23 protein-coding genes are annotated in these 25972 nt (G+C 72.2%); 9 read left to right on the top strand and 14 right to left on the bottom strand.

What is annotated here, in order from left to right; translation table 11 throughout:
• The first annotated feature begins 65 nt into the window (after nt 1–65).
• Nucleotides 66–1034, top strand: coding sequence for a dihydrodipicolinate synthase family protein (locus RPQ07_RS12155; RefSeq protein WP_313944137.1), 969 nt, complete (start codon nt 66–68; stop codon nt 1032–1034).
• Nucleotides 1035–1170: 136 nt separating this feature from the next.
• On the opposite strand, the gene RPQ07_RS12150 is transcribed toward RPQ07_RS12155, so the two are convergent.
• From RPQ07_RS12150 to RPQ07_RS12140, 3 genes are read right to left on the bottom strand one after another with little or no spacing between them, the layout of a single operon-like run.
• A complete protein-coding gene (locus tag RPQ07_RS12150; RefSeq protein ID WP_313944136.1) occupies nt 1171–1926 on the bottom strand; it encodes an amidohydrolase family protein in 756 nt (251 codons plus the stop codon).
• Complete coding sequence (locus RPQ07_RS12145; protein ID WP_313944135.1) at nt 1926–2678, bottom strand: hypothetical protein; 753 nt, start codon at nt 2676–2678, stop codon at nt 1926–1928. Before RPQ07_RS12145 ends, RPQ07_RS12150 begins: the two co-directional genes overlap by 1 nt.
• The gene (locus RPQ07_RS12140) at nt 2675–3799 is read right to left on the bottom strand and encodes a DegT/DnrJ/EryC1/StrS family aminotransferase (RefSeq protein WP_313944134.1); all 1125 of its coding nucleotides are present in this window, start codon (nt 3797–3799) and stop codon (nt 2675–2677) included. Before RPQ07_RS12140 ends, RPQ07_RS12145 begins: the two co-directional genes overlap by 4 nt.
• A 133-nt stretch (nt 3800–3932) precedes the next feature.
• Between RPQ07_RS12140 and RPQ07_RS12135 the strand changes: the two genes are divergently transcribed.
• Nucleotides 3933–5165 carry a hypothetical protein gene (locus RPQ07_RS12135; protein WP_313944133.1) on the top strand — a complete coding sequence of 411 codons (1233 nt, stop codon included), beginning with the start codon at nt 3933–3935 and terminating at the stop codon, nt 5163–5165.
• A 42-nt stretch (nt 5166–5207) separates the two neighbouring features.
• Entirely contained in the window at nt 5208–6284 is a 1077-nt protein-coding gene (locus RPQ07_RS12130) for a mandelate racemase/muconate lactonizing enzyme family protein (RefSeq protein ID WP_313944132.1), read from the top strand.
• 45 nt (nt 6285–6329) lie between these two features.
• On the opposite strand, the gene RPQ07_RS12125 is transcribed toward RPQ07_RS12130, so the two are convergent.
• On the bottom strand, nt 6330–7058 hold the full coding sequence (locus tag RPQ07_RS12125; protein WP_313944131.1) for a TetR/AcrR family transcriptional regulator: 729 nt from the start codon (nt 7056–7058) through the stop codon (nt 6330–6332).
• A 155-nt stretch (nt 7059–7213) separates the two neighbouring features.
• The gene (locus RPQ07_RS12120) at nt 7214–8149 is read right to left on the bottom strand and encodes a diiron oxygenase (protein ID WP_313944130.1); all 936 of its coding nucleotides are present in this window, start codon (nt 8147–8149) and stop codon (nt 7214–7216) included.
• Between the two features lie 130 nt (nt 8150–8279).
• Here RPQ07_RS12120 and RPQ07_RS12115 point away from each other — a divergent pair, with 130 nt between their 5' ends.
• Both RPQ07_RS12115 and RPQ07_RS12110 read left to right on the top strand, forming a co-directional pair.
• A complete protein-coding gene (locus tag RPQ07_RS12115) occupies nt 8280–9392 on the top strand; it encodes a ferritin-like domain-containing protein (RefSeq protein ID WP_313944129.1) in 1113 nt (370 codons plus the stop codon).
• A gap of 181 nt (nt 9393–9573) precedes the next feature.
• Nucleotides 9574–11496 carry a sulfatase gene (locus RPQ07_RS12110; RefSeq protein ID WP_313944128.1) on the top strand — a complete coding sequence of 641 codons (1923 nt, stop codon included), beginning with the start codon at nt 9574–9576 and terminating at the stop codon, nt 11494–11496.
• A 37-nt stretch (nt 11497–11533) separates the two neighbouring features.
• Here the strand turns inward: RPQ07_RS12110 and RPQ07_RS12105 are convergent, their stop codons facing one another.
• The 7 genes from RPQ07_RS12105 to RPQ07_RS12075 form a co-directional block, all read right to left on the bottom strand.
• Entirely contained in the window at nt 11534–12619 is a 1086-nt protein-coding gene (locus RPQ07_RS12105; RefSeq protein WP_313944127.1) for an amidase family protein, read from the bottom strand.
• A gap of 4 nt (nt 12620–12623) precedes the next feature.
• Nucleotides 12624–14081 carry a penicillin-binding transpeptidase domain-containing protein gene (locus RPQ07_RS12100; protein ID WP_313944126.1) on the bottom strand — a complete coding sequence of 486 codons (1458 nt, stop codon included), beginning with the start codon at nt 14079–14081 and terminating at the stop codon, nt 12624–12626.
• Nucleotides 14078–15457, bottom strand: a complete 1380-nt coding sequence (locus RPQ07_RS12095) for an FtsW/RodA/SpoVE family cell cycle protein (protein WP_313944125.1) — start codon at nt 15455–15457, stop codon at nt 14078–14080. The genes RPQ07_RS12100 and RPQ07_RS12095 overlap by 4 nt, the downstream gene beginning before the upstream one ends.
• A gap of 75 nt (nt 15458–15532) precedes the next feature.
• Entirely contained in the window at nt 15533–16822 is a 1290-nt protein-coding gene (locus RPQ07_RS12090) for a HAMP domain-containing sensor histidine kinase (protein ID WP_313944124.1), read from the bottom strand.
• Nucleotides 16819–17538 (bottom strand): hypothetical protein, encoded by a 720-nt coding sequence (locus RPQ07_RS12085; RefSeq protein WP_313944123.1) that lies wholly within the window; start codon nt 17536–17538, stop codon nt 16819–16821. Before RPQ07_RS12085 ends, RPQ07_RS12090 begins: the two co-directional genes overlap by 4 nt.
• Before the next feature lie 192 nt (nt 17539–17730).
• The gene (locus RPQ07_RS12080) at nt 17731–18036 is read right to left on the bottom strand and encodes a zinc-ribbon domain-containing protein (protein WP_313944122.1); all 306 of its coding nucleotides are present in this window, start codon (nt 18034–18036) and stop codon (nt 17731–17733) included.
• On the bottom strand, nt 18033–20126 hold the full coding sequence (locus tag RPQ07_RS12075; protein WP_313944121.1) for a HEAT repeat domain-containing protein: 2094 nt from the start codon (nt 20124–20126) through the stop codon (nt 18033–18035). Before RPQ07_RS12075 ends, RPQ07_RS12080 begins: the two co-directional genes overlap by 4 nt.
• Nucleotides 20127–20241: 115 nt before the next feature.
• Here RPQ07_RS12075 and RPQ07_RS12070 point away from each other — a divergent pair, with 115 nt between their 5' ends.
• The gene (locus RPQ07_RS12070) at nt 20242–21045 is read left to right on the top strand and encodes a nuclease-related domain-containing protein (RefSeq protein ID WP_313944120.1); all 804 of its coding nucleotides are present in this window, start codon (nt 20242–20244) and stop codon (nt 21043–21045) included.
• 97 nt (nt 21046–21142) lie between these two features.
• On the opposite strand, the gene RPQ07_RS12065 is transcribed toward RPQ07_RS12070, so the two are convergent.
• Nucleotides 21143–22114 carry an RNA ligase family protein gene (locus RPQ07_RS12065; protein ID WP_313948867.1) on the bottom strand — a complete coding sequence of 324 codons (972 nt, stop codon included), beginning with the start codon at nt 22112–22114 and terminating at the stop codon, nt 21143–21145.
• Between the two features lie 2 nt (nt 22115–22116).
• Nucleotides 22117–22992, bottom strand: coding sequence for a non-homologous end-joining DNA ligase (gene ligD, locus RPQ07_RS12060; protein WP_313944119.1), 876 nt, complete (start codon nt 22990–22992; stop codon nt 22117–22119).
• 49 nt (nt 22993–23041) lie between these two features.
• On the opposite strand from ligD, the gene RPQ07_RS12055 reads away from it, so the two are divergent.
• From RPQ07_RS12055 to RPQ07_RS12045, 3 genes are all read left to right on the top strand, one after another.
• On the top strand, nt 23042–24145 hold the full coding sequence (locus RPQ07_RS12055) for a Ku protein (RefSeq protein ID WP_313944118.1): 1104 nt from the start codon (nt 23042–23044) through the stop codon (nt 24143–24145).
• A 124-nt stretch (nt 24146–24269) separates the two neighbouring features.
• Nucleotides 24270–24605, top strand: a complete 336-nt coding sequence (locus tag RPQ07_RS12050; protein ID WP_313944117.1) for a hypothetical protein — start codon at nt 24270–24272, stop codon at nt 24603–24605.
• A gap of 782 nt (nt 24606–25387) precedes the next feature.
• Entirely contained in the window at nt 25388–25951 is a 564-nt protein-coding gene (locus tag RPQ07_RS12045) for a transglycosylase SLT domain-containing protein (RefSeq protein ID WP_313944116.1), read from the top strand.
• Nucleotides 25952–25972 lie beyond the last annotated feature (21 nt).

Here is a 25972-nt window from a genome sequence, read left to right as displayed (position 1 = left end):
TTTACGGTCCGGGCCGTAAAGGCTAGCGTGTCGGGAACGACCGCAACAGACGGGAGAGACCGCCCATGTCTGCGACCCAGACCCTGGTGCGCGGACTGCGCGGCACCGTGGTGCCGGCAGTGGCGACACCCATGGATCCCCGGGGAGTCGTGGACCTCGGTGCGCTGCGCGGCTACGCGGAGCGGATCGCGGCCGCACGCATCGGAGGCGTCGCCGTCTGGGCGCACACCGGCCGCGGTCTGTATCTCTCCGAACCGGACCGCGCGGACGTCCTGCGCGTCTGGCGGGAGACGGTCGACGGACCGATCGTGGCAGGCGTGGGGGTGCCACGATCGGTCCGCGCCACCACCCTTCGGGAGGCGTGGGACGCCACCGTCACCATGGCCGTGCAGGCGGCCGGACTGGGCGCCGACGCGGTCATGGTCTATCCGCTGGCACAGTTCGCCGAACGCCCCGAGGGCGAGCGGGAGGCGGTACGCCTGCACGAGCGGGTGGCCGAGGCCTGCGGGCTGCCCGTGCTCGGCTTCTTCCTCCACGGCGAGGCCGGGGGCTACCCCTATCCGCCGTCCCTGATCCGCCGGCTGCTGGCCCTCCCGTCGGCCGTCGGCGTCAAGCTCGCCACCCTGGACCGCGCGATGGCCTGCCAGGACGCGATCCGCGCGGCCGAGGGCAGCGGAAAGCTCGTCGTGACCGGCGAGGACCGGATGTTCGGCCCGTCCCTGATGTGGGGCGCCGACTCGGCCCTGGTCGGCATCGCCGCGGCGCGCGTGGGTCTGACGACCGCGGTCCTGGACGCCTGGACGGCGGGCGACCACACCGCGTTCGTCCGCGCGTCGGGCCGCCTCGACCGTTTCGCCGAGGCCACGTTCACCGCCCCGATCGAGGGCTATGTGCAGCGGATGCTGTGGGCGGCGGTGTGGGAGGGCCTGCTCCCCGAGTCGGCGGCGCACGACCCGTACGGGCCGCGGCTGCCGGAGTCGGAGCGGACGGCGGTCATCAGGTGCCTGGAGTCCCTCTCGGAGGAGAAGGACTGAGGGCTGTCCTCACCGCACCGCACCGCACCGACCCTCGCCCGTTCGGTTGCACCTCGCCCGTTCGGTCGCACCCGGCCCCTGCCGGCCGCGCCGGCCCGGTCGGGCTGCCCAGCCCCGTCCAGCCGCACCCGCCCGGCTACCGCGCGGTGGCCACGGCCGGGCGCAGCTCCGGGAAGAGCGTCAGCGCGTTGCGCCACAGCACCATCTCCCGCTCCTCCTCCGAGAAGCCCGCATCCCGGATCACGCCCAGCGACCAGCACGGATCGATCAGCGTCGCGTCCGTGCCGAACAGCATCCGCTCCACCGGCACCCCCGCCTCCCGCGCGTAGGCCACCCGTCCCGCGTCCGCCGCCGTACGGCAGTGCTCCAGATACAGCCGGTCGCAGCCCGCCGCCGCGTGCGCGGCCTCACGCCATGCGTCCCCGCCCGCATGACCCATGATCACCCGCAGTCCCGGGCGCTCCGCCAGGAGTTCGGGCAGCAGGGTCACCTCGCGGCCCCAGGTGTGCAGCAGCAGCGGTACGCCCGCGTCCGCGACCACGTCGAAGGCCTCCGCCATCTCACGGGTCCCCGGCAGCCGCCCCGGGTAGTGGGTGTGGATCTTCGCCCCGACGAACAGCCCGGTGCCCAGGCACCGCTTGAGGTCCGCCGCGCTCTCCTCGATCCGGTTCGGGTTCACCACCGCGTACCCCCGCAGCCGCGGCCGGGTCTCCAGGACCTCCCGCAGGGCCGCGTTCCCGGCGACCGCGTCGAGGACCACCGCCTCCGACGCCGACACCAGCTGGACGTCGATTCCGTAGCGGTCCATCTGGCGCAGGTTGTTGTCCGCGTCGCCGCAGGTCAGATGGAACTGCCAGCGGCCCACATGCGCATGCACATCGATGATCGGCATCAGACGAGCAACTCCTCGATGTTCTTGGTGGAGATCGCGGCACGGTCGTCGTCGGAGATGTCCGCGTAGCGCAGCCGCAGCGTCAGGGGCGAGATGTCCATGAAGGGCGTGCGCGAGCCGAAGACCAGATGGCGGGAGCCCACCTGGTCGACGACGCGCTCGATCGAGTCGCAGCCGGACAGCAGACGCGTGGTGACCCGGAACCCCGGCTCGTCACGGGCCATCAGCAGGAAGTCCGCCAGCAGATACGCGTGCAGATCCAGGAAGATCACCTCCGCGCCCCGGTCGGCGAGCACCGGGCCGAAGCGGCGCGGGTCGCCGTCGTGCAGGAGCACCATCCCGCGCTCCAGGGCCAGCTTCACCACCCGCCGGTAGCCCGGGAAGCCGGGCTCGGCCGCCTGCTCGACGGTGAACAGCCGCAGGAACCGGACCCCGTCGGCGGCCAGTTCGTCCAGCCGCTCCTCTGCGGTGAGCGCGTCCCGGACGTCGACCGTGCCGACGGGCAGCAGCTCCGGGCAGTCCGCGAGATCGCGCACCGTCTCGGCGTTGCCCGCGCCGTCGTGGAAGAGGGGTCCCCGCGTGGAGAGCGCCAGCGCACCGGCGACGGGGGAGCGGTCCAGGATCGCGCGCACCTGCGCGAGCCCGAGGTCCCGCTCGTGCCGCGGCCAGGGCCCGTACAGCACATCCACGTCCCAGCCGATGTGCTCCGCCGGTGTCGGATGCAGCCACTCGTACGTCTGTGTCGCGTTCATCGTGCTCCCACCTCGCACAGGGCCCGCGCGATGCGGTCCACGTCGTCTTCGGTGTACGCCTCGTTCCACGGGAGCACGAGCAGCGTACGGTCGATCAGCTCCTCCGCCCGGAGGCACAGGCCCGGCGGATACCCGGGCACGGCCGGGTTGGCGTACAGCGGCCGTTCCAGGTAGCCGGGAACCGACGGGATGCCCAGATCCAGGAGCCGCTTGCTCCAGCGGGCGTTGTCGTCGACCAGGAGCGGCACCACCCACCAGGCGTGGCCCTCCCGGCGCTCCGGCAACCGGCAGTCCCGCAGGCCGTCGATCGCCGCGGCCAGCTGCCCGGCCCGCCGGCGCCGTCGGGACACCACGTCCGCGACCTTGCCCAGCTGGGCCCGCGCGACCGCGGCGACGAGTTCCGGCATCCGGTAGTTGAGGCCCATCGTGCGGTGGATACGGCCCTCGGTGCGGTCCCAGCCCTTGTCCATGAACAGCCGCATCCCGCGGGCGAGCTCCGGGTCGTCGGTGACGGCCAGTCCGCCGTCGCCCGCGGTGATGTGCTTGAACTGCTGGAGGCTGAAGCAGGCGATGTCGCCGAGGGTGCCGAGCAGCCGGCCCTCCTCGTCCTCGCCGAGCCAGGCCTGGGCGCAGTCCTCGATGAGCACGAGCCCGTGCCGGTCGCAGATCGCGCGCAGCGCGACGATGTCCGCCGCGGCGCCGAAGAGATGGACGGCGATGACCGCCTTGGTGCGGGGGGTGATGGCCGCCTCGACCGCCGCCGGGTCCAGATTGCCGTCCTCGGCCCGTACGTCGGCGAACACCACCCGCGCGCCCTGGGCCATGACGGGAGCCACCGTGCCGAAGTCCGAGATGGGCGTGGTGATGATCTCGTCGCCCGGCCCGGCCCCGGCCGCCGCTACCGCCAGATGCAGGGAGGCAGTACCCGAACTGCAGGCCACGGCCTCCCGCCGGGAGTACAGGTGCGACATCTCCGCTTCCAGGGAGCGTGCTTCACTTCCGAAGGAGCTGCACAGCACCGCGGAGTCGAGGACCCGCAGCACCGCGGCCCGTTCCTCCTCGCCGAAGGTGCGGCCGCGCGGATCGAGATCTGTGGGCAGTGGCATTTCCCGTTCGGGCATCGGGGCACTATCCTCTCCGCAAGTGTGCGGTTATGGCCTGGGCCGAAATTAGGGCCGTGGGTTGGTGGGCGTCAACCTCCGGCTGAATGTGTCGTACCCCCTCCAACCACTCCAGCAGAACGGAGACCGGCCGATGGCTCTCACGGTCGGCGTCATCGGTCCCGAGGACCTGGTCCACAAGGTGGTCGCGGTCGGCGGCGCGTCGGGCGCCGAGCGTCTCGTGCCCCTCGCGTACCGGCACGAGGACGAGACCCTCGGTATGGTCGCCCGCGCCCAGGCGGAGGCCGACGCCCTGCTGTTCACCGGCGTCGTCCCGCACACCCTCGCCGCGGCGGCCGGCCTGCTGGACCGGCCCGCGATGTACGTCCCGTACAACGGCGCGACCCTGCTGCGCGCCCTGGTGGAGCTGCTCCGCCTCGGCCACGACGTCTCCCGCATCTCCATCGACACCCTGCGCCGCAGCGAGGTCATGGAGACGCTGACGGAGGCCAAACTGCCCACCGAGCATGTGCACGTCCTGCCCTACCGGCCGGGGCTGACCTCGCAGGACCTCGCCGACTTCCATCTGAACGCACGCGACAAGAAGCAGACACGCGTCGCCATCACCTGCCTCGGTTCGGCGTTCCACCTCCTCGAGCACGAGCTGCACGCGGTCCGGCTCGCGCCCTCGCGCCATTCCATACGTTCCACGCTCCAGGCGCTGGTCCTCGCCACCGCCGGAGCGCACAGCGGCGACGCCCAGATCGCCCTCGGCATCATCGATCTGCCCGCGGACGACCGGGAACTCGCCGCCGACCTGCGGGTGCTCGGCGGAAGTCTCGCCGGGCTGCCGGACGGCGCACGGCTGGTCGTCACCACCCGCGGGGTCCTGGAAGAGGTCAGCGAGGAGTTCACCCGCCTCCCCTTCCTCGCCGATCTCGCGGCACGGCACGGCACCGCCCACGTCGGATTCGGTCTCGGACGCACCGCCGCGGAGGCGGAGTCCCTGGCCAGACGGGCCGTCAACCGGGCCCGCTCGGTGGGCGCGGTCGCCGGAGTCGTCTCCATGACCGACGATGTCGACATCGTCATCGACGCGGAACGCACCCCGCCCGTGAGCCCCGCGACGGGTCCGGAGAGCACGGCGACGCTGGCCCGCCGCGTCGGACTCAACCCGAGGACGCTGGACCGGCTGCGGGAACTGGCCGCCGAGGAAGAGGAGGACGGCATCACCGCGCACCGCGTCGCCGAACACCTCTCCGTCCAGCAACGCACCGCCCGCCGCATCCTCAAGCGACTCGAACGCGCGGGGGTGGCGGTCCCCACCGGCAGCCGGCAACTGGGTCAGACCGGCCGCCCTCCGATCGTCTACCGCGTACGCCTCTGAGCCCGCGCTTACGGCCCGGGCCGTAAACCGAAGGAGCCGTGCTTGAAGATCGCCTCGGTCCACACGCGCGTCGTCAGGGCCCCCTATCGACGCCCCTTCGTCATCAGCAGCGGCACCAGCCCCGAACTCGTCAGCCTCGTCGTCGAGGTGCGCACGGCCGACGGTCTGTCCGGCTTCGGCGAGGCCTCCCCGATGACCGCCTACACCGGCGAGACCCTCGCCGGACTCGAAGCCGCGCTCACCGACCACGCGGCGCCCGTGCTCATCGGCCGTGATCCCCGCGATCTGGCCGGGGCGCACCAGGCCATGGACGGCGCGATCCGCGGCCAGCACCTCGCCAAGGCCGCGCTGGACATCGCCCTGCACGACCTCTCCGCGCGCGCCGCCGGCCGGCCGGTCCATCTGCTGCTCGGCGGCTGCGTCCGGCCGCGCGTGCCCACCACCTGGGTGGTCGGGCTCGGCACCGTCGACGAGATGGTGAAGGAGGCGGCGGAGTACGCGGCCCGGGGCTTCACCCACATCAAGGTCAAGGGCGGCGAGGACCCGGACCTCGACGTCCAGCTGGTGCGCCTCGTACGCGAGGTGCTGCCGGACACGGCCGAGCTCTGCCTCGACGCCAACGAGGGCTACGACCCCGGCACCGCGGGCCGTACCGTCGCCCGGCTGGCCGACGCCGGACTCGATCTGGTCGAACAGCCGCTGCCGCGCTGGGACCTGACGGGCATGGCGGGGCTGAGGAGCAGCGGCGGGGTACGGGTGATGGCCGACGAGAGCATGCAGTCGCTGCACGACGCGATGGAGATCGTGCGGCGGGGCGCGGCCGACGTCCTCAACATCAAGATCCTCAAGGTGGGCGGTCTGCACCGGGCCCGGCAGATCGCGGCGCTCGCGGAGGCGGCGGGGCTGTCGGTGAAGCTCGGCACGATGCCGGAGCTGGGCGTGGCGACCCTGGCGGCGGCCCATCTGGCGGCGTCGCTGCCGCACGCCACGGTCCCGGCGGACCTGGTGGGACCGCTCCTGGTCTCGGAGGAGCCCTTGGCCCCGACGGCGTTCGCCCACACCGCGGACCAGGGCTGGCTGGCGATCCCCACCACTCCTGGCCTGGGGCACGACCTGTAGGAACGCCGGGCAGGTTCCTACCCGGGGCGGGGTGTTCCGGGCCGGCTACAGCAGGCGCGTCGCGTCGTCCATCACCGGGACGACCCGGCGCGCCAGTATCCCCACCGGTCCCTCCGCCCGCTCCAGACCCAGCAGCGCCGTCACCGCCCCCGCGGTCTCCGTGTCCGTCGCCGCCGTCGCCGTCAGCAGCGCGATCAAGTGGTCGATCAGCCAGTCCCGCAGCTCCTGGGCGGCGGGCTGCTTTCCCTCGTCCAGCCAGATCAGCGACGCGGCCTCGACCGCCGCGATCCACGTCCGCACCATCATCCGCAGCCGCGCGCCCGGCCGGTCCACGCCGAGGTGGACGAGGATCTGCTCGGCGGCGGCCCGCCGCACCTCGTCCACGATCGCCGTCGTACGCGAGGTCTCGGCCACGCTGCCGCCGCGAAGCAGCGCGCTGAACCCCGCGTCGTGTTCGTCGACGAACGCGAGATAGCGGTCCAGCACCCGTGAGAGCCGCTCCGTCGGCGGCCCGGACGGCGGTTCGGTGAAGCACAGCTCCAGCTCGTCGGCCGCCGAGCGCAGGGCCGCCTCGTACAACTGCGGTTTCCCTCCCGGGAAGTAGCGGTAGACGAGGGGCCGGGACACCCCGGCCGCCTCGGCCACGTCGTCGAGCGAGATCTCGCCCGGCGGCTGGTGCGCGAAGAGGGTGAGGGCCGCCGCCAGGAGCTGCCTGCGGCGTTCCTCGACGCTGAGCCGTCGGTACGCACGGGTCGCCGGAGCGGGACTGGTCATGCTCGCAGCGTAACCGCACGGCTCCGGCGGCAGGCGGCGAGCGGGGAAGCCCGGCACGGGCCCGGCCGCCTGTCCGGCGGCCGGTGGCACGATGCGGCCGGCCCGCGTGGCCGGGCCGTCGACACCGTCCGCCCGTGCGGCCGGGCGGCCGTCGACTACGCCAGCAGGCCCGAGCTCTTCCACAGCCTCCGCCCCGGCCCCCTCAGCACGCCGATGTCGTCCAGGAAGTCCGTGAGCCGCTTGGCGCCCGACTGCATCACCTCGCGACGGTGGCCGCTCGCCTTCACCTGCGCCACGGCCTCACGTCGGTCGAGACCGACGTTCGTGTAGACCTGCGGATTGATGAAGCAGACGGAGAACACCTTGGCCGCCTCGCCGCAGCTGAGCCGGGTGAACTCCTGCTCCCAGCGCGGCGCGGTCACCATCTGGCGCCGCAACTCCTCGCGGGCGTAGCGGACATGGCGGGCCTCTTCCACCACATGGATACGGGTGACACCACGCACCAGGGTCTGGACCCGCTCGTCCGGGAACGTGAGGCGCTGCATCCAGTCGAGGATCTCCTCGCCGAGCAGGGTCGCCGCGAACGAACCGGGTGTCGTCGACACGGTCTTCAGGACGCGGGCGAGATTGTGGTAGACCCGCGGCACCGGGTAGGCGGGTGCTCCGCCCTTCTGGATCATCCGGGCGAACATCATCGAATGCCGGCACTCGTCCGCGATCTCGGTGAGCGCGTACCGCACATGGTTGCTGGTCACGGACTTGTCGTAGATGTGCCGCACCAGCAGCTGCATCAGGATGATCTCGAACCAGATGCCCAGCGAGGCCAGCGAGGCGGCCTCGTGCCTGGCCAGGTCCATCCGCTGGTCCTCGGACATCTTCCGCCACAGCGGGGTGTCGTACAGCGACACCAGCTCCGGCGGCCAGAACCACTTGTCGTCCTCGACGGGGGAGTCCCAGTCGAGCTCCTTGTCGGGGTCGAAAGAGTGCTTGGCGGAGGACTCGAGCAGGCGCTCGGCGACCTGTTCACGGTCCCTCAGAGGGCCGAGTGCATCGCGCAGCAGCCGCAAGTCGCGTTCGGTCACGGTCGTCATGGCAGTTATGAGACTCCTTGTCAGTAAGCTCGTCAATCCCTTGCGCACGACTTGTTGACTCTTCGTCTACCAACGTGTGAGCCTGCCAAGTGGCCTTCGGTATACGGGATATGAGGCGAAGGAGTCGCCGGTGTCGACGTACGACCGCTACACGAACGCCCCTGAAAGCCTCCAATGGCAGGTCCCGGCCTCGGGCGCCGCCCGCTTCAGCTGGGAGTACGACGACGGCCGCGACCGTCTTCTCGCCCTGTACCAGAAGGGCAAGGACAAGCAGTGGGACGGCGCCAAGCGCATCGACTGGGACCTCGAGGTCGATCCGTACGACCCGCTCGGCACCCCCGACGAGGCGCTCACCCTCTACGGATCGCGCCACTGGGCGAAGCTCACCGAGAAGGACAAGGGCGAGCTGCGGAAGCACTACACCTCCTGGCAGTTCAGCCAGTTCCTGCACGGCGAGCAGGGCGCGATGGTGTGCGCCGCGCGCATCGTCGAGTCGGTGCCCGATCTGGACGCCAAGTTCTACTCCGCCACCCAGACCATGGACGAGGCCCGGCACGCCGAGATCTACGGGCGCTTCCTGCACGAGAAGGTCGGGATGCTGTACCCGGTCAACGACAACCTCCAGGGGCTGCTCGGCGACACCCTGCGCGACTCGCGCTGGGACATGCCCTACCTCGGCATGCAGGTCCTCATCGAGGGGCTCGCCCTCGCCGCGTTCGGCCTGCTCCGCGACACCACCGACAAGCCGCTGCCCAAGCAGATCCTGGCGTACGTCATGCAGGACGAGGCGCGGCACGTGGCGTTCGGGCGGATGGCGCTGCGCGACTACTACAAGCAGCTCAGCGACGCGGAACTGCGCGAGCGCGAGGAGTTCGTGATCGAGGGCTGCTACCTGATGCGCAATCGCCTCAGCGGTGTCGAGGTCCTGGAGAACTTCGGCATCCCCCGGCAGGAGGCCGCCGAGCTCTCCGAACAGTCCGAGTTCCTCCAGCTGTTCCGCAAGCTGCTGTTCAGCAGGATCGTGCCGTGTGTGAAGGACATCGGTCTGTGGGGCGAGCGGCTGCAGAAGGCGTACCTGGACATGGGCGTCTTCGAGATGGGTGACGCCAACCTCGACCTGCTGATGACCCAGGACGAGGAGATCGCGGAGCAGCTGGACCGCGAACGGTTCGCGGAGGAGGATCGGGCCAGGGTGGCGGAGGTCGAGGAGGCGATCGCGGAGGGCGGGACCGCCGGTCCTTGACCGTGCCGTTCCGGGAGGCACCGGGCCGTCGGCCGGTGTTCCGGGCGGGCGTACGCTTCCCGCGCGGATGACCTGCCGGTTGAACCGGGACCGCCGGCCGGCCGTACTCCTAGCCGGCGGCCCGACCTCCCGAGCCCGGTCCGCCGTGCCACCACCGCGCTTCGCACGGAAGGACCTTCGGGTGTCGCTCTTCACGCGCTCTCGTCAGCTGCTGCACAAGGACGCGGCGAACAGCGAGGGGGACCCGGCGCCGACGGCGGGTGACGCTGCCGCGGATGCCCCGGCCGACGCCGACGCGGAGGACACCGCGGCAGCCGACCCCGACCCTCAAGCGGAGGGCACCGCGGCAGCCGACCCCGAGGCCGCCGCCGACCCCGAGCCCGCCGCCGACCCGGACGCCGCCGACCCGGAGGCCGCCGCCGACCCCGAATCGGCCCCGGCCGGCGGGCGGAGGAACCCGGGTATCGCCCGCGCCCGCTCGTCGACGACGACCGTGCTCGCCGCCCTGCTGGTGTTCGCCGCGCTCGTCGTCCCCAATGAACTCACCCGCGTCACACCCGCCTCCTTCACCCGCATACCCGTCGAGGCGATCTTCGGCGCCGCCCTGCTGCTGGTCCTGCCGACGCGGGCGCGACGGGTGACGGCGGTCGTCGCCGGGGTGTGCCTCGGTCTCGTGACCATCCTGAACCTGCTGGACATGGGGTTCTACTCGGTGCTCGACCGGCCGTTCGACCTCGTACTGGACTGGATCCTGTTCGACGACGCGAAGGCGTTCCTCCAGGACTCGGTCGGCACCGCCGGTGCGATCGGCGCCGTCGTCGTGGTCATCGCCCTGGTCATCGCCGTCCTCGTCCTCATCACGCTGGCGGTCGTCCGGCTGACCCGGCTCGTCGCCGAGCACAGCGCGGTGGCCACCCGTTCCGTCCTGGTGGCCGGGACCGTCTGGGTCGCCTGCATGGCGCTCGGGATACAGAACGTCGGCGTCCCCGTCGCCTCCCTGGCCACGGCCGACCTCGCCAAGCACCGCCTGTACACGGTGCGTGCGGGCATCGAGGACGAGCGGGCGTTCGCCAGGGAGGCGGCCGTCGACAGGTTCGCCGACACCCCCGCCGACCAGCTGCTGACCGGACTGCGCGGCAAGGACGTCATCTTCGCGTTCATCGAGAGCTACGGCCGCAGCGCCATCGAGGACCCGGCGATGGCGCCGCAGATGAACGAAACCCTCGCCGAGGGCACCGACCGGCTGAAGGCGGCCGGGTTCTCCGCACGGAGCGGCTTCCTCACCTCGCCCACGTTCGGCGGCGGCAGCTGGCTGGCCCACTCCACCTTCATGTCGGGCCTGTGGGTCAAGAACCAGCAGCGGTACCGCAGTGTCACCTCCAGCGACCACCTCTCGCTCACCGGCGCCTTCCAGCGCTCCGACGCCTGGCGGACGGTCGGCATCATGCCGGGCGTCACCCGCTCGTGGCCGGAGGGGAAGTTCTACGGCCTGGACACCGTCTACGACTCCCGCGAGCTCGGCTACGAGGGCCCGAAGTTCAGCTGGGCGCCCGTTCCCGACCAGTACAGCCTGTCGGCCTTCGAGCGTCTGGAGAACAGCAAGCCGGGCCGCAAGCCGCTGATGAGCGAGATCATCCTCGTCTCCAGCCACAACCCCTGGGCGCCCATCCCCAAGTCGATCGGGTGGGACGAGATCGGTGACGGCTCGGTCTACCAGTCCATCAGCAAGGACGGGAAGGACCCCAAGGAGGTCTGGAAGGACCCCGACCAGGTGCGTACCGAGTACCGGCGCTCCATCGAGTACTCGGTGAACAGCCTGGTCTCGTACGTGGCGAAGTACGGCGACAAGGACACCGTGCTGGTCTTCCTCGGCGACCACCAGCCCGCGAAGATCGTCACCGGTGAGAACGCCGGCCGGGACGTGCCGATCTCGATCGTCGCCCACGACCCCGCGGTCCTCGACAAGATCGCCGGCTGGGGCTGGCACGAGGGCCTCAAGCCGTCCCCGGACGCGCCGGTCTGGCCGATGGACACGTTCCGCGACCGCTTCCTGACGGCGTACGGCCCGCGGCCCGCTGCTCCGGCGACTCCACCGGCGCGCTAACGCGGCGGCTCGGCACGAGCCGGGCTGTACGCCGGGTTCAGTCGCCCGGGTTCGCCGCGCTGGGCATCTGGGCCGGTCGGATCACTGCCGGCAGCCGTTCCTCCGCCGCCACCGCCATCTCGACCAGCGCCACGTCCGCCCCGCGCGCCGCGACCAGTTGGAGGCCCACCGGGCAGCCGTCGTCCGTGAAGCCCGCCGGGACACTCGCCGCCGGATGGCCGCTGAGGTTGAACGCCCAGGTCAGCCCCGTGGAGTAGGTGTCGCCCGGGCCGTCGTGGCCGTGGGGGCGGTTCGGGGTCGCGGGGGTCAGCAGTACGTCGGTCCGGGCGAACAGGGCGTCCAGGCGGCGGTCGTTCTCCGCGCGGACCGCCGCACCGGCTGCCGGGCGGCCGCCCCGGACCGCCTGCCAGGCGTCCCGCGGGTCGAGGAGGTGGAGGGGGCTCCGGTCCAGGCGTACCACTCCGGTCGTCTCCAGCAGCCCGGCCGCCGCCCGTGCCACCGACTCCACCTCCGGGTCCGTCCGTGCGAATCCCAGGTCCGGTGACCAGCGCGCCCGCAGCGGCAGGACCGGGCGCACCTCCTCGTACGGGCCGAGCACCGCCCGCAGACAGGTCCGTGCCTCCGCGGCCGTCGGGGTGAGCACACCCGCCGAGGCGAGACCGGTACGGTCGGGCGACGGCAGCAGGCCGTTCGTCGTCTTCAGCCCGAACACCCCGCACCAGGCCGCCGGGATACGTACCGACCCGGCGCCGTCGCTGCCCGTGGCGAGAGCGGCCATGCCCGTCGCGACCGCCACCGCCGCACCCGCCGAGGAGCCGCCGGGCGTGCGGTCCGCCCGGTACGGGTTGAGTGTCCGGCCGTGCCGGCCGAGGCCCCAGGTCTGCCAATACGTGCCCGGCCCCGGCACCGCCGTCGATCCGACCGGCACGGCGCCCGCCGCGATCAGCCGACGGGCCGCATGCGCGCGGATGCCGGCCGGCCCCTTCACCGCGAACGGAACTCCCGCCAGCGCCCCCGCCGGATCGGGCTCCCGGCTCAGCGCCCGCTCCGGCCACACGTCGAGGAAGGCGCAGACCTGCGGGTCCAGCCGTTCGATCCGCTCCAGAGCGCGGGCCACCGTCATCGGATCAGTCTCGCAGGGCCGCCTCCATGACGGCGCGCGCGATGGGAGCCGCGCTGCCGCCGCCGCTGATGGCCCCGCGTACCCCCGTGGCGTCCTCGACGACCACCGCGACCGCGACCGCGGGCTGGGTGGCGCCGCGCGCCTGCGCCCAGGAGATGAACCAGGCGTACGGCGTACCCGAGTTGCCGAGACCGTGCTGCGCCGTGCCTGTCTTGCCGCCGACCCTCGCCCCCTTGATCGCGGCCTTCCCGCCGGTGCCGTCCTCCACCACGCGCACCATCAGCCGCTGCAACTCGCGTGCCGTGGAGGGGGACATCGCCTGGTGGTACGAACGCTGGTCGGTCTGCGAGAGCGTCCGGCCGCCGGGGGTCGTCACCCGCTCCACGAGATGGGGCTGCTTGAGGTCCCCGCCGTTGGCGACGGCCGCCGAGACCATCGCCATCTGGAGCGGTGTCGCGGTGGTGTTGAACTGCCCGATCGACGACAGCGCCAGCTGGTCCACGGTCATCCGCTTGTCGAAGTTCGAGGGGGCCACCCCGGAGGGGATGCGCAGCTTGCGGTCGTTGAAGCCGAACCTGGAGACCGTGTCCAGCATTCCGGCCATCCCGATCTTCACGCCGATGGCCGCCATCACCGAGTTGCACGACCACTGGATCGCGTAGGCGAGCGAGGCGTTGCCGCAGTCCTTCGTCACGTTGGGCAGCGTGGTGCGGGTGCCCGGCAGGATGTACGGGTCGGGCGTACCGGTCGGCGCGTCGACATCGGCGACCACCCCCGCGTCCAGCGCCGCCGCCGCGGTCACGATCTTGAACGCGGAGCCGGGCGGATACGTCTGCCGGATCGCCCGGTTCAGCATCGGCTGTGTGTACTCGGCGTTGAGCCGTGCCCACGCGTATGTCGTCGACATGCCCGTGCCCGAGAGCTCGCCGGGGTCGTACGACGGGCTGCTGACCAGCGCGAGAATCCTGCCGGTCGACGGTTCGAGCGCGGCGACGGCGCCCCGCTTGCCGCCGAGTCCCCGGTACGCGGCCTCCTGCATCGAGGGCTTGATGGTGGTGACGACATGGCCGCCGGACCGCCGGTGGCCACTCACGTCGTTCCAGAACGGGAACGCGGTGAGCAGCGGGTCCGAGCCGGAGAGCACCGTGTCCTCCGCGTTCTCCAGGAGGGTGGTGCCGTATGTCTGCGAGGAGAAGCCGGTCACCGGCGCGTACAGCGGGCCCTGGGGATAGGTGCGTTCGAAGCGGAGCTGCTGGCCGGTGTCCTCGTTGCCGGTGACGGGTCTGCCGCCGACCAGGATGTCGCCGCGCGGCCCGTCGTAACGGCCGATCGCCGTGCGGCGGTTCGCCGGGTTGTCGTCCAGCGAGCCGGACGCGACGAGCTGCACTCGTGCGGCGTTGATCAGCAGGGCGAGCAGCAGCAGGAAGCAGAGGCCGGCCGCGCGGCGGATGTAGCGGATCACCTGTCCTCCTTCAGGGCCGGGACGAGGACCTCGGTGTCGGCCGGTTCCGGGCTCGGCCTGCGGGCCGAGTCGCTGACCCGGATCAGCAGCGCCACGATGACCCAGTTGGTGACGACGGACGAACCGCCCTGCGCCAGGAAGGGCATGGCCATGCCGGTGAGCGGGATCAGCCCCATCACTCCGCCCGCGATGACGAAGACCTGGAGGGCGATGATCGAGGCGAGCCCCACCGCCAGCAGCCGTCCGAACGGGTCGCGCAGACAGAGCCCGGCCTGGAAGCCGCGCGCCACCATCAGCGCGTAGAGCATCAGGATCCCGGTGAGGCCGACCAGTCCGAGTTCCTCGCCCGCGGTGGCGAGGATGAAGTCGGACTTCGTCGCGAACCCGATGAGCGTGGAGTGGCCGAGGCCGAGGCCGGTGCCGAGCATCCCGCCCGCGGCGAAGGCGAACAGCGACTGGGCGACCTGGCTGGGGCCCTGGCCGGCCTCGATGGTCGCGAACGGGTCGAGCCAGTCCTGGACCCGGCCGTGCACATGGGGTTCGAGCAGACCGACCGCGACCGCCCCGGCCGCCGCGAGCGTCAGACCCACCGCGATCCAGCCGGTCCGGCCGGTGGCCACGTACAGCATGATCACGAAGAGCCCGAAGAAGAGCAGCGAGGTGCCGAGGTCTCGTTCCAGCACGAGCACGGCCACGCTGATCAGCCAGATCGCGACGACGGGACCGAGTACCCGGCCGGTGGGGAGCTGCATCCGCCAGATCCGGCGTCCGGTGCTGGCGAGCGTGGTGTGGTTGGCGGCGAGGTAGGCCGCGAAGAAGACGGCGAGCAGGATCTTCGCGAACTCGCCCGGCTGGAAGGACAGTCCGCCGATACGGATCCAGATCCGGGCGCCGTTCACCGCGGGGAAGAAGATCGGCACCAGCATCAGGGCGAGCGCGGCGGCGACCGAGACGTAGGCGTAGCGCTGGAGGAGCCGGTGGTCGCGCAGCATGAGGACCACGGTGATGAAGAGGGCGACTCCGAGCGTGGACCAGATCAGCTGGACGGGCGCGGCGATGTCGTGCGGCGTCTCCTGGTCGAGCCGGTAGATGAGCACCAGGCCCAGGCCGTTGAGGAGGACCGCGATGGGCAGCAACAGCGGATCGGCGCACGGGGCGCGGAACCGCACGGCGAGGTGGGCCACAAGCGCGAGGACGCCGAGGCCGGCGCCGTAGCGCAGGACGTCGTGCGGTACGGCGTTGTGGCGGGCGAGCCCCACCGCCGCATAGCCGAAGACGCTGATGAGGACGGCGCCCACCAGGAGCGAGAGCTCGACGCCCCGCCGCCGGGGAAGACGCGGGGCGGGCGGGGGAGCCTCCGCCGTCGTTGCGGTCATGCCACGCAACGTAGCAAGACGCAAGTCTTATGTCCCTTTATGTCAATAGTGTGCCGATGAGGAGTCGACGGATCGTCACCTCTCGTCCTCCGGGGCGAGGTCGGGGGAGTCGTCGTCGAACCGCACGTACTCGGGCAGCGTCAGCCGGGCAGCCGCGCCGCCCTCGGGCGCGTTCGTGAAGCGCAACTCCGCCCCGATCGCGGCCGACTGGCCGACCGCGATGGTCAGCCCGAGTCCGTGCCCCTTGCTGCCGCCCTCGGTGCGGAACCGCGCGGGACCGTGCGCCCGCAGATACTCGGGATAGCCCGGGCCGTGGTCGATGACGGTCACCACCGGGCCGTCCACGGTCAGCACCACCGGCGGCCTCCCGTGCCGGTGGGCGTTGGAGACGAGATTGCCGAGCACGCGTTCGAGCCTGCGGCGGTCGGTCTCGACCGCCGCGTCCCGTACGACCCGCACCTCGGTGTCCGTCCCCGACAGCCGCACCACGCGCTCGGCCAGCCGCGCCAGTTGATGCACCTCCAGGTCCACCGTCTCGCTGCCCGCGTCCAGCCGGGAGATCTCCAGCAGGTCCTCGGTCAGCGAGCGCATCGCGCGCACCCGGTCCCGCACCATCTCGGCCGGGCGGCCCTCGGGCAGCAGCTCGGCCGCCGCGGTCAGCCCGGTCAGCGGGGTCCGCAGCTCGTGCGCCACGTCCGCGGTGAACCGCTGCTCGCTCTGCAGTTTTCCCTGGAGCGAGGAAGCCATCGTGTCCAGCGCGCCGGAGACCGTCGCCACCTCGTCCTGCCGGCGCGAAGGGTCCTCGGTGCGCGGGTCGTTGACCCGGGCGTCGAGGTCGCCCGCGCTGATCCGCCGCGCCACCTGTGCGGTCAGATGCAGCCGGCGCGTGACCCGGGTGACGGCGAACGCGCCGACCAGCAGCGTGGCCCCGATGGCCAGCCCTGACGAGCCCACGATCGCCCGGTCCAGGCCGTCGATGGTGCTCGCGCTCTGGGTGTAGTCGACGCGTACGGCGATGGCCCGGCCGTCCGCGGGCCCCGCGGCCCACATGGTCGGGTGCCCCTCGAAGCTGCTCACCACCGTGCCGCGCTTCCCGCCGACGGCGACATCGCGCAACGCCACCGGCAGGCCGGGGGGATCCACGCCCGCGTACCGGGGCAGGGGAGCGCCGCCCTCGTACGCCGCGGTGGCCTCCGTCAGCCGGTCCAGTGCCTTCCCGCGGGACTCCTCCACCGTCTGCCGGGTGACCGCGGCGTGCACCAGCGCGCCCAGCAGCGCCGCGAGCGCACAGCACATCACGGTGATGAAGACCGCGGCCTTCCAGGTGAGGGTCGCGGTCCAGCGGGGCAGTCGCGGCGTTCTCACGGCCCGGCCGCCGGACGCCTCGGCGCGACGGAGGGCGGCGGAGTGGCGGAGGGCGACGGTGTGACGCGGACGATCTCGTCGCTGGTCGCCAGCATCGCGTTCTGTCGGGCGTCCCAGGACCACGCCGTGCGGTACTCGTACCCGGGGATGCCGGCGGAGACCGAACGCAGCACGAGGTCCCGGCCGGCCAGCTCCACGTTCACCAACTGGTCGTACGTGGCCATGATCCGGATCAGGGCGCCCTTGTCGGGCATGTAGCAGCGCACCGCCGTCTGCTGCTGCGGCAGGGTGATGCCGACGATCAGCTCGTCCTGCCCGTCACCGGTCAGATCGCGGTAGTAGGGCGGGAGCACCGGGCAGGACGCGGGTTTCGCCTCGCAGCCGCGGAGCTGGGCGACCGTCTCCTGGTAGCGGTCGTCGGCGCCGGTGAAGGTGCTCGGCTTGGCGGCGGCTTCGGCGAGCAGGACCGTCACCGGGTCGAGTGCGCGCACCCCGCCGGCCGGGACCGTGATGCCGGGGACCCGTTCGGTGTCGGTCTCGCCGTAGTCGTTGGGCGGCGAGGTGACGGGCGCGAGACCGGGCCACAGCCGCACGGGCCCGACGGCCGTGGGGGTGGCGCCGGCGATCTCCAGCCGGCCCTCGTCGCCGCATCCCGACAGCAGTGCGGCGGTGGCCGCCGTCAGCAGCGCGGCGTACAGCAGGCGGGGCGGGCGCACGGGACTCCTCGGACAGTCGGTCTTCCCGTAGACCTTATTCGTAGGGAAGTCCTTTTTGTCCACCGGCCGGGCGGTCGCGCACCGCCGGCCGGAGCGCACCGGTGGGGCAGGGTGAGGGATGCCTCGCGCCCGGCGGGGGCGTGACCCCGGCCGGTACGGGCTGTGACCCCGGCGCCGCTACGGGCAGTGGCCTCAGCGCTGGTACGGGTTCTGCTGCCCCGGCTGCGCCTGCGGCTGGGCCTGGGGCGCTCCGCCCTGCGGGCCCGCGGCCTGTGCCAGCAGCTGGTCGGCCTGCTCCTTGGTGATCTTCTGCTCCATGCCGCAGAACGTGCACTGCGTGGCGTACTTCGTCGACACCGGGAACAGCGGCACGAAGAACAGCGTGAACTTGGTGACCCGCTTGCGGAGCGTGTGCGCCGACGGGTTGCCGCAGTGCCCGCACACCAGCGTCAGTATCGCCAGCTGGAAGATGTAGCCCTTGGTTCCGAAAATGATCATGTTGCCGGTCCCTCCCTCGTCAGCGCCCGCCGGCACAGGGCCAGCAGCTTCTCATCCGTAAAGATGTCATGGCTGCCGTACCCGCCGTCCATCGACTGGTGCCGCCGGACGGACGAGATCTCCGTACGCAGCGTCCGCTCCACCTCGTCCGCCACCGGCTCCGAGGACCCCTCCGCGAGGTCCGCGAGGCATGCGGCGATCGCGGGGCGCGTGCCCGGAAGGGTCTCCCAGGCCGCCCGCAGCACGGGCCACGCACGGTGCGCGTCGCCCGTCACCCGCCACAGGGCGATCGCCGCGTCCGTCCGGGCCCACGGATCGGGTGCCCGCGACAGTCCGGCCAGCGCGGGGGCGGCCGCCGCCGCTTCGCTCCCCACTGCGCCGAGTGCCGCGGCCGCCGCGCGCCGGACGGCGAGTTCACTCGCCGACAGGGCCGTACGCAGGACCGGAAGGACCTCCCGCGCGCCCGGCTCCACCGCCCACAGCGCCGCCGCGGTCTGCACGGCGAAGGCGCCCGAACTCTCGCCCCCGGCCAGCAGTCCCCGCAGATCCGGCGCGGCCGCACGGGCCGCGGGACCGAAGGCGGTCAGCGCCCGCAGCGCCTGCTCGACGACCCACTCCTTGCGGTACCGGGGCGCCCCGCGCAGCACCCGCAGCACCTCCGGCAGCGCGTCGGCCGCCCGCAGCGCCGTCAGTCCGTACAGCAGCGGGCCCGCCAGGTCGTGGAGCCGCTCGTCCAGATCCAGCGCGCCGAGCCGGCGGCGCAGCGCGGGCACGAGCGGCAGGGCCTTCTCGCCCAGATGGCCCAGCACATGTCCGAGGTTCTGCGGTGCCTCGTCCAGCTCCAGCAGCCGCGCCAGCACCGGCACCGCCCGCCGGTCGCCGACGCGCGCGAGGGTCATGACGACACTGCCGAGCATGGGCGGCCCGCCGGGCCACTCCTGCACCCAGCCGGCCGGGTCCGCCTCGACCCGCTCCGCCAGCGCGTCCGCCGCGGGCGCGGCCAGGCCGAACAGCTCCCCGAGCGCGAGCACCGCGGCGTCCGCCAGCCGCGGTTCGGGATCACTGAGCTGCTCGCCCATGAGCCCCACCAGCTCGCCGTACTCCCCGCGCCGGGTCCGCAGCAGAGCGCCGCTCATCCGTACCGCATCGGTCCGCTGCCCCCAGTCGGGGCTGCACAACTGGTCCGTCAGCAGCGCAGTCCGGTCCTCGACCCGGTCACCCAGACCGGAGTGGAGGGTCCGCAGCAGGTCCGCCGTCCAGGGAGCGTGCCGGCCCGCCGTCTCCGACTCGCGGCGCTCGCGCAGCTGCCCCAGCAACGTCGGTGTCGACGGCCGCTCGGGCGCCGAGGAGGCGGGCACCGGTTCGGCGCGCAGCTCCCGCAGCAGGCCCGTCACGTCGGTCACCACATCGGGCGGCAGGGCGTCCGGGGCGCAGCGGGCGAGCTGGGCCAGAGCGGCCAGCCGGACCCCCGCGCCGTACGTCGCCCGGGTCAGCCCGGTCAGCCACTCGACCACCTCGGATGCCAGACGGCCGTGCCGCAGCGCTATCCGGCCCGCCGCCTCCACACAGGCGAAGCGGACCTCGGCGTCCTCTTCCGCGGCCAGGCGCCGGCGCAACAGCCCGAGCACCAGCTCCGGGTCACCGTGCAGAGTGGCGAGCGCGAGGGGCGCGGCGAGCCGCACCCCGCGGTCCCCGGAGTCGATGTGCGCGAGAAAGACGTCGGCGCCCGCGGTCACGGCCGACGCCGCCATCGCGTAGTTCGCCGCGTACTCGAACTCCTCGTCCTCCGGGTCCAGTTCGTCGTCGCCGTCGAGATCGATGCCGCCGATGCTGGTCAGCAGCTCGACGACGCCACCGCGGTCCTCGACGGACGGATCGCCGACCAGCTCCAGAAGGAAGGGGATGCAAGCGAGCGTCGAGTCGTACACATCGCCCTGGTGGTGCACCGCGCCGTACATCCCGTCGAGCGCCGACTCCCGCTCCGCGGGGTCCGGGGACGCCAGCCCGTACAACAGGGCCGGCACGTCGTCCGCCGGACCGTAGGCATGCTCCAGTGACGCCCAGTCGACGTCGTTGATTCCCCCGAACACGCCTGCCCCCCTCCCAAGAACGTGCGCTTGGGGAGAGTGTGCACCACCGCTCCGGCATCGCGGGGTTATTGCCCCGAAGGCCCCGGGGCTGTTCCCATGGTCCGGGGGTGATGGCATGACCGCGCTGCGCGTCACACCAGCACACAGGGAAGGCCGGGACCGGCTGTACGTCAGCCTTCCCGACGGTCGCAACGTCGCCTGGTTCGACCGTGACGCCGGGCGGATCAGCCTGGTCGCGACCGAGTACCGGGACGGGGTGCTCGCGGCTCTCGCGCCCTATGTGACAGGGGACTTCACCATCGGGCCCCCACCCGTGCCCACCTCCGCCGACCTCGCCAGGCTCTCCCTCCATCCCGACGACGACCTGGCACCCAACCGCTCCGGCGAGAGCCTCCTCACGGACCTGGACCGCGGCCCCGCCTCGGGCAGCCGCTTCCGCCAGGACCCGCGCCTGGCGCAGCTCGACGCCGACCGGCTGCTCGGCGACGCCCTGGAACGCCTGGAGTCGGTGGGATGGCGCGTCCTGCACTCGGTACCGCTGCCCGGCGCCGACCGCATCGACCATCTGCTGCTCGGGCCGGCCGGCGCGCTGGCCGTGCACACCCTGCCCGCCCGGAAGCAGCGGGTACGTGTCGCCGACCCGATGGTCCGCGCCGGCCGCGGACAGCCCGTCCCGCTGCTGCGCACCACCCGCCGCCGGGCCGAGCGCGCCTCGCTGGCCCTGACCGCGGCCGTACGGCCGGTGCTCGCCGTGGTCGGGGCGGCGCGGCTGGACGTCCTGCCCACACCGCCCGACGTGAGGATTCTTCGCGAGACGGAGGTGCCCGCGCTGGCCAGGCTCGGCGGGGTGCTGAAGCCCGCGGACATCGAGGCGCTGTACGCGACGGCGCGCGACCGCCGCACGTGGCTGCGGGCCTGACGGGACAGCTGGGGCGGGGTACGTGACGGCCGCGTGGGGCAGCGGCCGGTCCGGGCGGATCAGGCGGGACACCGCCCCGGGCCCTGATCGGGCGCCCTCAGCCGGACGTTCCCGGAAGGTCCCCGTCCCCGTCGGTGTCCGGGGGAAGGCGCAGCCGCAGCACCGTGGTGGTCGCGTGACGCGTGGTCCGCTGCTCCACCTCGGCGCTCAGCCCTGCCGCCACCGGCTGGTACGCGACCTCGCCGAGACCGGCCGCCATCGCCACGGGCGCCTCGCCCGGCACGGGGGAATCGCCGGAGCCGGTGGCGGACGCCGTCGTCGCGGCCGTTCCCGGCAGCGCGGCGGCCGCCTGGACCCGCAGTGCCGGTGTCAGCGGGCTGGAGACCACGGGGGTGTCGTCGTCGGGCAGGACCAGCACCAGAGCGTGCGGCCGGGACCGCGCCCCGGTGAATCCGACGACCACCGCGTCGTGCGCCGACGTGTGCCGCAGCTTCAACCACGCGCGCGTGCCGCTGCGGTACGTCTGGTCCAGCCGTTTGATCACCAGCCCCTCGACGCCGATCCCGGGCAGCGAGTCGTACCAGGTCGCGGCCTCGTCGGCGTCGAGCGTCATCGGCACGGCCTGGAGCGGCGGTCCGAGTGTCCCGAGCACAGTGACCAGCCGGCGCCGTCTCTTCTCGTACGCGGATCGCCGCAGGTCCGCGCCGTCCTCGGCCAGCAGATCGAAGGCCGCGTACGAGGCGGGAAGCCGGCGCGCAAGAGCGGGAGCCCGCCCCGGGGTTGCGGCCGCGCGCTTCTGCACGGCGGCGAAGTCGGTCCGCCCCTTCGACCAGACGACGACCTCGCCGTCCAGCACCGTCCCCTCCGGCAACTGCCGTGCGGCGGCGGCCAGATCGGGGAACGCGTCCGTGATGATCCGCCCGGAGCGCGCCTGGAGCAGGACCTTCTCGGCGGTACGGAAGATCACCATCCGATGGCCGTCGAACTTCGGCTCGTACGCCAGCCGCCCCCCACGCGGCAGCGCGCTCACCGACTCGGCGAGCATCACCTTCAGCGGCGGGTGCGGCATGTTCACGGCAGCGGCCTCGCCTGCCCGGGATCGGTCAGCGGGGCGAGCAGATCGCCGTACCTCTGAAGACGCGGTGCCATGTCACTCATCCGGAAGGTCAGCTCCTGCCCCGCCTCCACCTCCTCCCAGGTGACGGGCGCCGACACGGTCGGCTCGGCCCGGGCCCGCAGGGTGTAGGGGGCGGCGGTCGTCTTCGCGGCGGCGTTCTGGCTGTGGTCGACGAAGACCTTCCCGGGCCGCAGATTGCGTGCCATCCGGTACAGGGCCAGCCGGGGCAGCGCGGCCTCCGCCTCGACCGCCAGGCTCTTCGCGTACGCCGACACCTCCTCCGACGGGGTCGGCCGCACGGGCACCAGGACATGCAGCCCCTTGGACCCCGAGGTCTTCACGTACGCCTCGAACCCGTCCTCCGCCAGCCGCTCCCGCAGCCACAGCGCCACGGTGCGGCACTCCTCGACCGTGGCGGGGGCGCCGGGGTCGAGATCGAAGACCATCCGGTCGGCGACGGCCGGTGCGTCCTGCGTCCACTGGGGCGTGTGGAACTCCACGACCAGATTCGCCGCCCAGACGAGTGACGGCAGGTCGGCGACGACGACCTGCCGGGCGTTCTTGTCGTCGGAGCGCGGCACCGGGGCGGTCCGTACCCACGATGGCGTACCGGGCGGCGGATTCTTCGTGAAGAACATCTGCCCGTCCGGGCCGTCCGGGTACCTGAGGAAGGAGACCGGCCGGTCGCAGATGTGGGGCAGCATCGCCTCCGCCGTCGAGGCGTAGTAGTGCAGCAGCTCTGCCTTGGTCGTCCCGGTGGCGGGGTGGATGACCTTCTCCAGGTTGCTCAGCGCCAGGCGCCGCCCCTCCACCTCTGTGATCGGCGTCATACGATGAGAATCCCACGATTCCCGGAATTTCGGATGAAAGGGATCAAGCGTGCGATCCATCTGGAACGGGGCCATCTCCTTCGGCTTGGTCAGCATCCCCGTGAAGCTGATGAACGCCACGGAGAACCACTCCATCTCCTTCCGCCAGATCCACGCCGCCGACGGCGGCCGGATCCGCTACCGCAAGGTCTGCGAGCTGGAGGAGAAGGAGGTGCCCAACGACGAGATCGGCAAGGGGTACGAGACCGAGGAGGGCTCGGTCATCCCGATCGCGGACGAGGACCTGGCCAAGCTCCCGCTCCCGACGGCGAAGACGATCGAGATCGTGGCCTTCGTGCCGGGGGCGGCGGTCGACCCGTTGCAGATCGACGCGGCCTACTACCTCTCGGCCAACGGCGGCCCGGCCGTCAAGCCGTACACAGTGCTGCGCGAGGCCCTCAAGCGCAGCCAGAAGGTCGCCCTCGCCAAGTTCGCCCTCCGCGGCCGGGAGCGGCTCGGGATGCTGCGCGTCGTCGATGACGTGATCGCCATGCACGGCCTGTTGTGGCCGGACGAGATCCGTTCGCCGGACGAGGTGGCACCGGAGGGGAACGTCACGGTCCGCGAGGCCGAACTCGACCTGGCGGACGCCCTGATGGACACCCTCGGCGAGGTCGACATGGACTCGCTGCACGACCACTACCGGGAAGCGGTCGAGGAGATGATCGCGGCCAAGGCCCAGGGCGCCGAGCTGCCCGCGCCGGCCGAGGGCGAGGACGGCGGCGGCCAGGTCATCGACCTGATGGCGGCGCTGGAGAGCAGCGTGCGGGCCGCGAAGAACGCGCAGGGCGGGGACGCCGGCACGGACACGGGCGAGCACGCCGAGGTCACCCCGATCAAGGGCCGCAAGAAGACGGCCGCCTCGAAGGCGGCGGCGAAGAAGACCACCGCGAAGAAGACCACCGCGAAGACCACCGCGTCGAAGACGGCGGCGGGCAAGCAGGCGACGTCGGGGACGGCGAAGAAGGCGACCGCGACGAAGGCGCCGACGAAGACGGCGACGAAGGCGGCGGGCAAGAAGGCCACATCAGGGGCGACGAAGAAGACGGCCGCGGCGAAGACGGCGGCGAAGAAGACGGCCAAGGCCTCGCCGAAGAAGCGCGCCTCGGCGTGAGGGGCCACCGGTCGGCTCCCCGGGCCCCGAAGGGGTGGTCGCCGTTTCCGGTCCTGCCGTCCCGAGGGGACCGATGCCCGCCATGGGGTCCCGGCACGGGCCCGCGCCCTGCCACCATCACCCCATGACCGACCTCGAAGGCTTCTGGTCCGCGTCCCGCGCCCCCCTCTCCTTCAAGCTCCTCTTCACCGCCTCCGGCCGCGGCTGGGTCGAGTACGGCCGTGAGGGCGAGTACGCGTCCAACACCGAGTTCACCTGGTCGACCTCCTCGCCCACCCGTCTGGAGCTCGTCTACGGCGACTGCCGTGAGACGGAGGACGGGGACATGCGGATCACCTGGCCCGCGGACGAGCACACGGCCCACGAGTTCGCCGTCACCCGCCAGGACGACGGCACCCTGGCCCTGACGCTTGCGCCGCCGCTCAAGAGTGTCGCGGTGTTCACGCGGCAGCAGCGGTAACCGCGGCAGCCGCACGCCCGGCGAAGCCCCCGGCTCCCGCGCGCCCGGCGAAGTCCTCGCTCCTGCACGCGCCGCGAGCACCCAGCTCCTGCACGCGCCGCGAGCACCCAGCTCCCGTGGGCCCGGCGAACCCCCAGCTCCCGTACGCCTGGCGAAGCCTCGGCTCCCGTACGCGCCGCGAAGCACCCCCGCACCTGCCGCCGCCCGCCTCGCGAAACCCCCCTCGCTCCCGTACGCACCGCGATGCCCTCGCTTCCGCTACACCCGGCGAAGCCCTCTAACCCGTACGCACCGCGAAGCCCCCGCCCCGCTGCCGCCCGCCTCGCTCGCGAAAGCACCCCGCGCCCGCCCCCTCGAACCCCGCGCGTGCGTGCCCACGCCCGCCCACCCCCGTACGGCCACTCGCCGCACGCATCCCGTCACTCCACGAATTCCACCCCGTCTCAAACCATCCCAAATCGCCGCCGGCTTGTGAGCCGCCCCATAGGACCCACGTCACTTACTAAGCGCGGTAGTGGTGGCGTCCTGCGCGCTCGACCGCAGGCGCCCCCCACCCGATCTCACATGGGACATATCTGCGTAGTTCGGTAGTACGTCACATCTTTGCGTCCACCGCCGGGCGCCGTTAACCATGGCTGACGTTCCGGGGAGCCGAGTGCCGGACCGGGCGAAACCCGCCCGTCCGACCGCACCGGCCCACGCTGCGGAGTCCGACTCCGCTCCAGCCGTACCGACCCCCCGGTCGGCCTCCCCGCACGTCCCCCATGGAGAGGTACATCCGCATGACCACGCACATGAAGTCCAGCACCGGCCGTATCGCCCGCCTTCGCAAGTTCTCGGTCGCGGGCATAGCCACCGCCGGTGCCGCGGCTGCCGCGCTCACGGTGATGCCCTCGGCCGCCCACGCCGCCGAGCCGGTCTCCGCGAGCGCCTCCACCGCCTCCGTCGCCGCGGTCAAGGCCAAGGCGGACGCCAAGGCCGACGCCCACGCGGCCAAGAAGGCCAAGGCGAAGAAGAAGACGTACGCGAACAACCTCGACGGCTGGATCAAGGAGTCGCTGGCCATCATGAAGGCCAAGGACATCCCCGGCAGCTACGAGGGCCTGCACCGCAACATCATGCGCGAGTCCGGCGGTGACCCGAAGGCCGAGAACGGCTGGGACATCAACGCCCAGAACGGCACGCCGTCCAAGGGTCTGCTCCAGGTGATCCAGCCCACGTTCGACGCCTACCACGTCAAGGGCACCCCGCACGAGCTGACCGACCCGGTCGCCAACATCACCGCTGCCGCCAACTACGCCGCCGACAAGTACGGCTCGATCGACAACGTCGACTCCGCGTACTGAGTCAGCCGCGTCACAGGCGCA

Source organism: Streptomyces sp. AM8-1-1, assembly GCF_032229325.1.
GTDB classification, from domain to species: Bacteria; Actinomycetota; Actinomycetes; order Streptomycetales; family Streptomycetaceae; genus Streptomyces; species Streptomyces achmelvichensis.
Note: the sequence above shows the minus strand (reverse complement) of the source record. Positions and strands in the feature narration are given on the sequence as shown.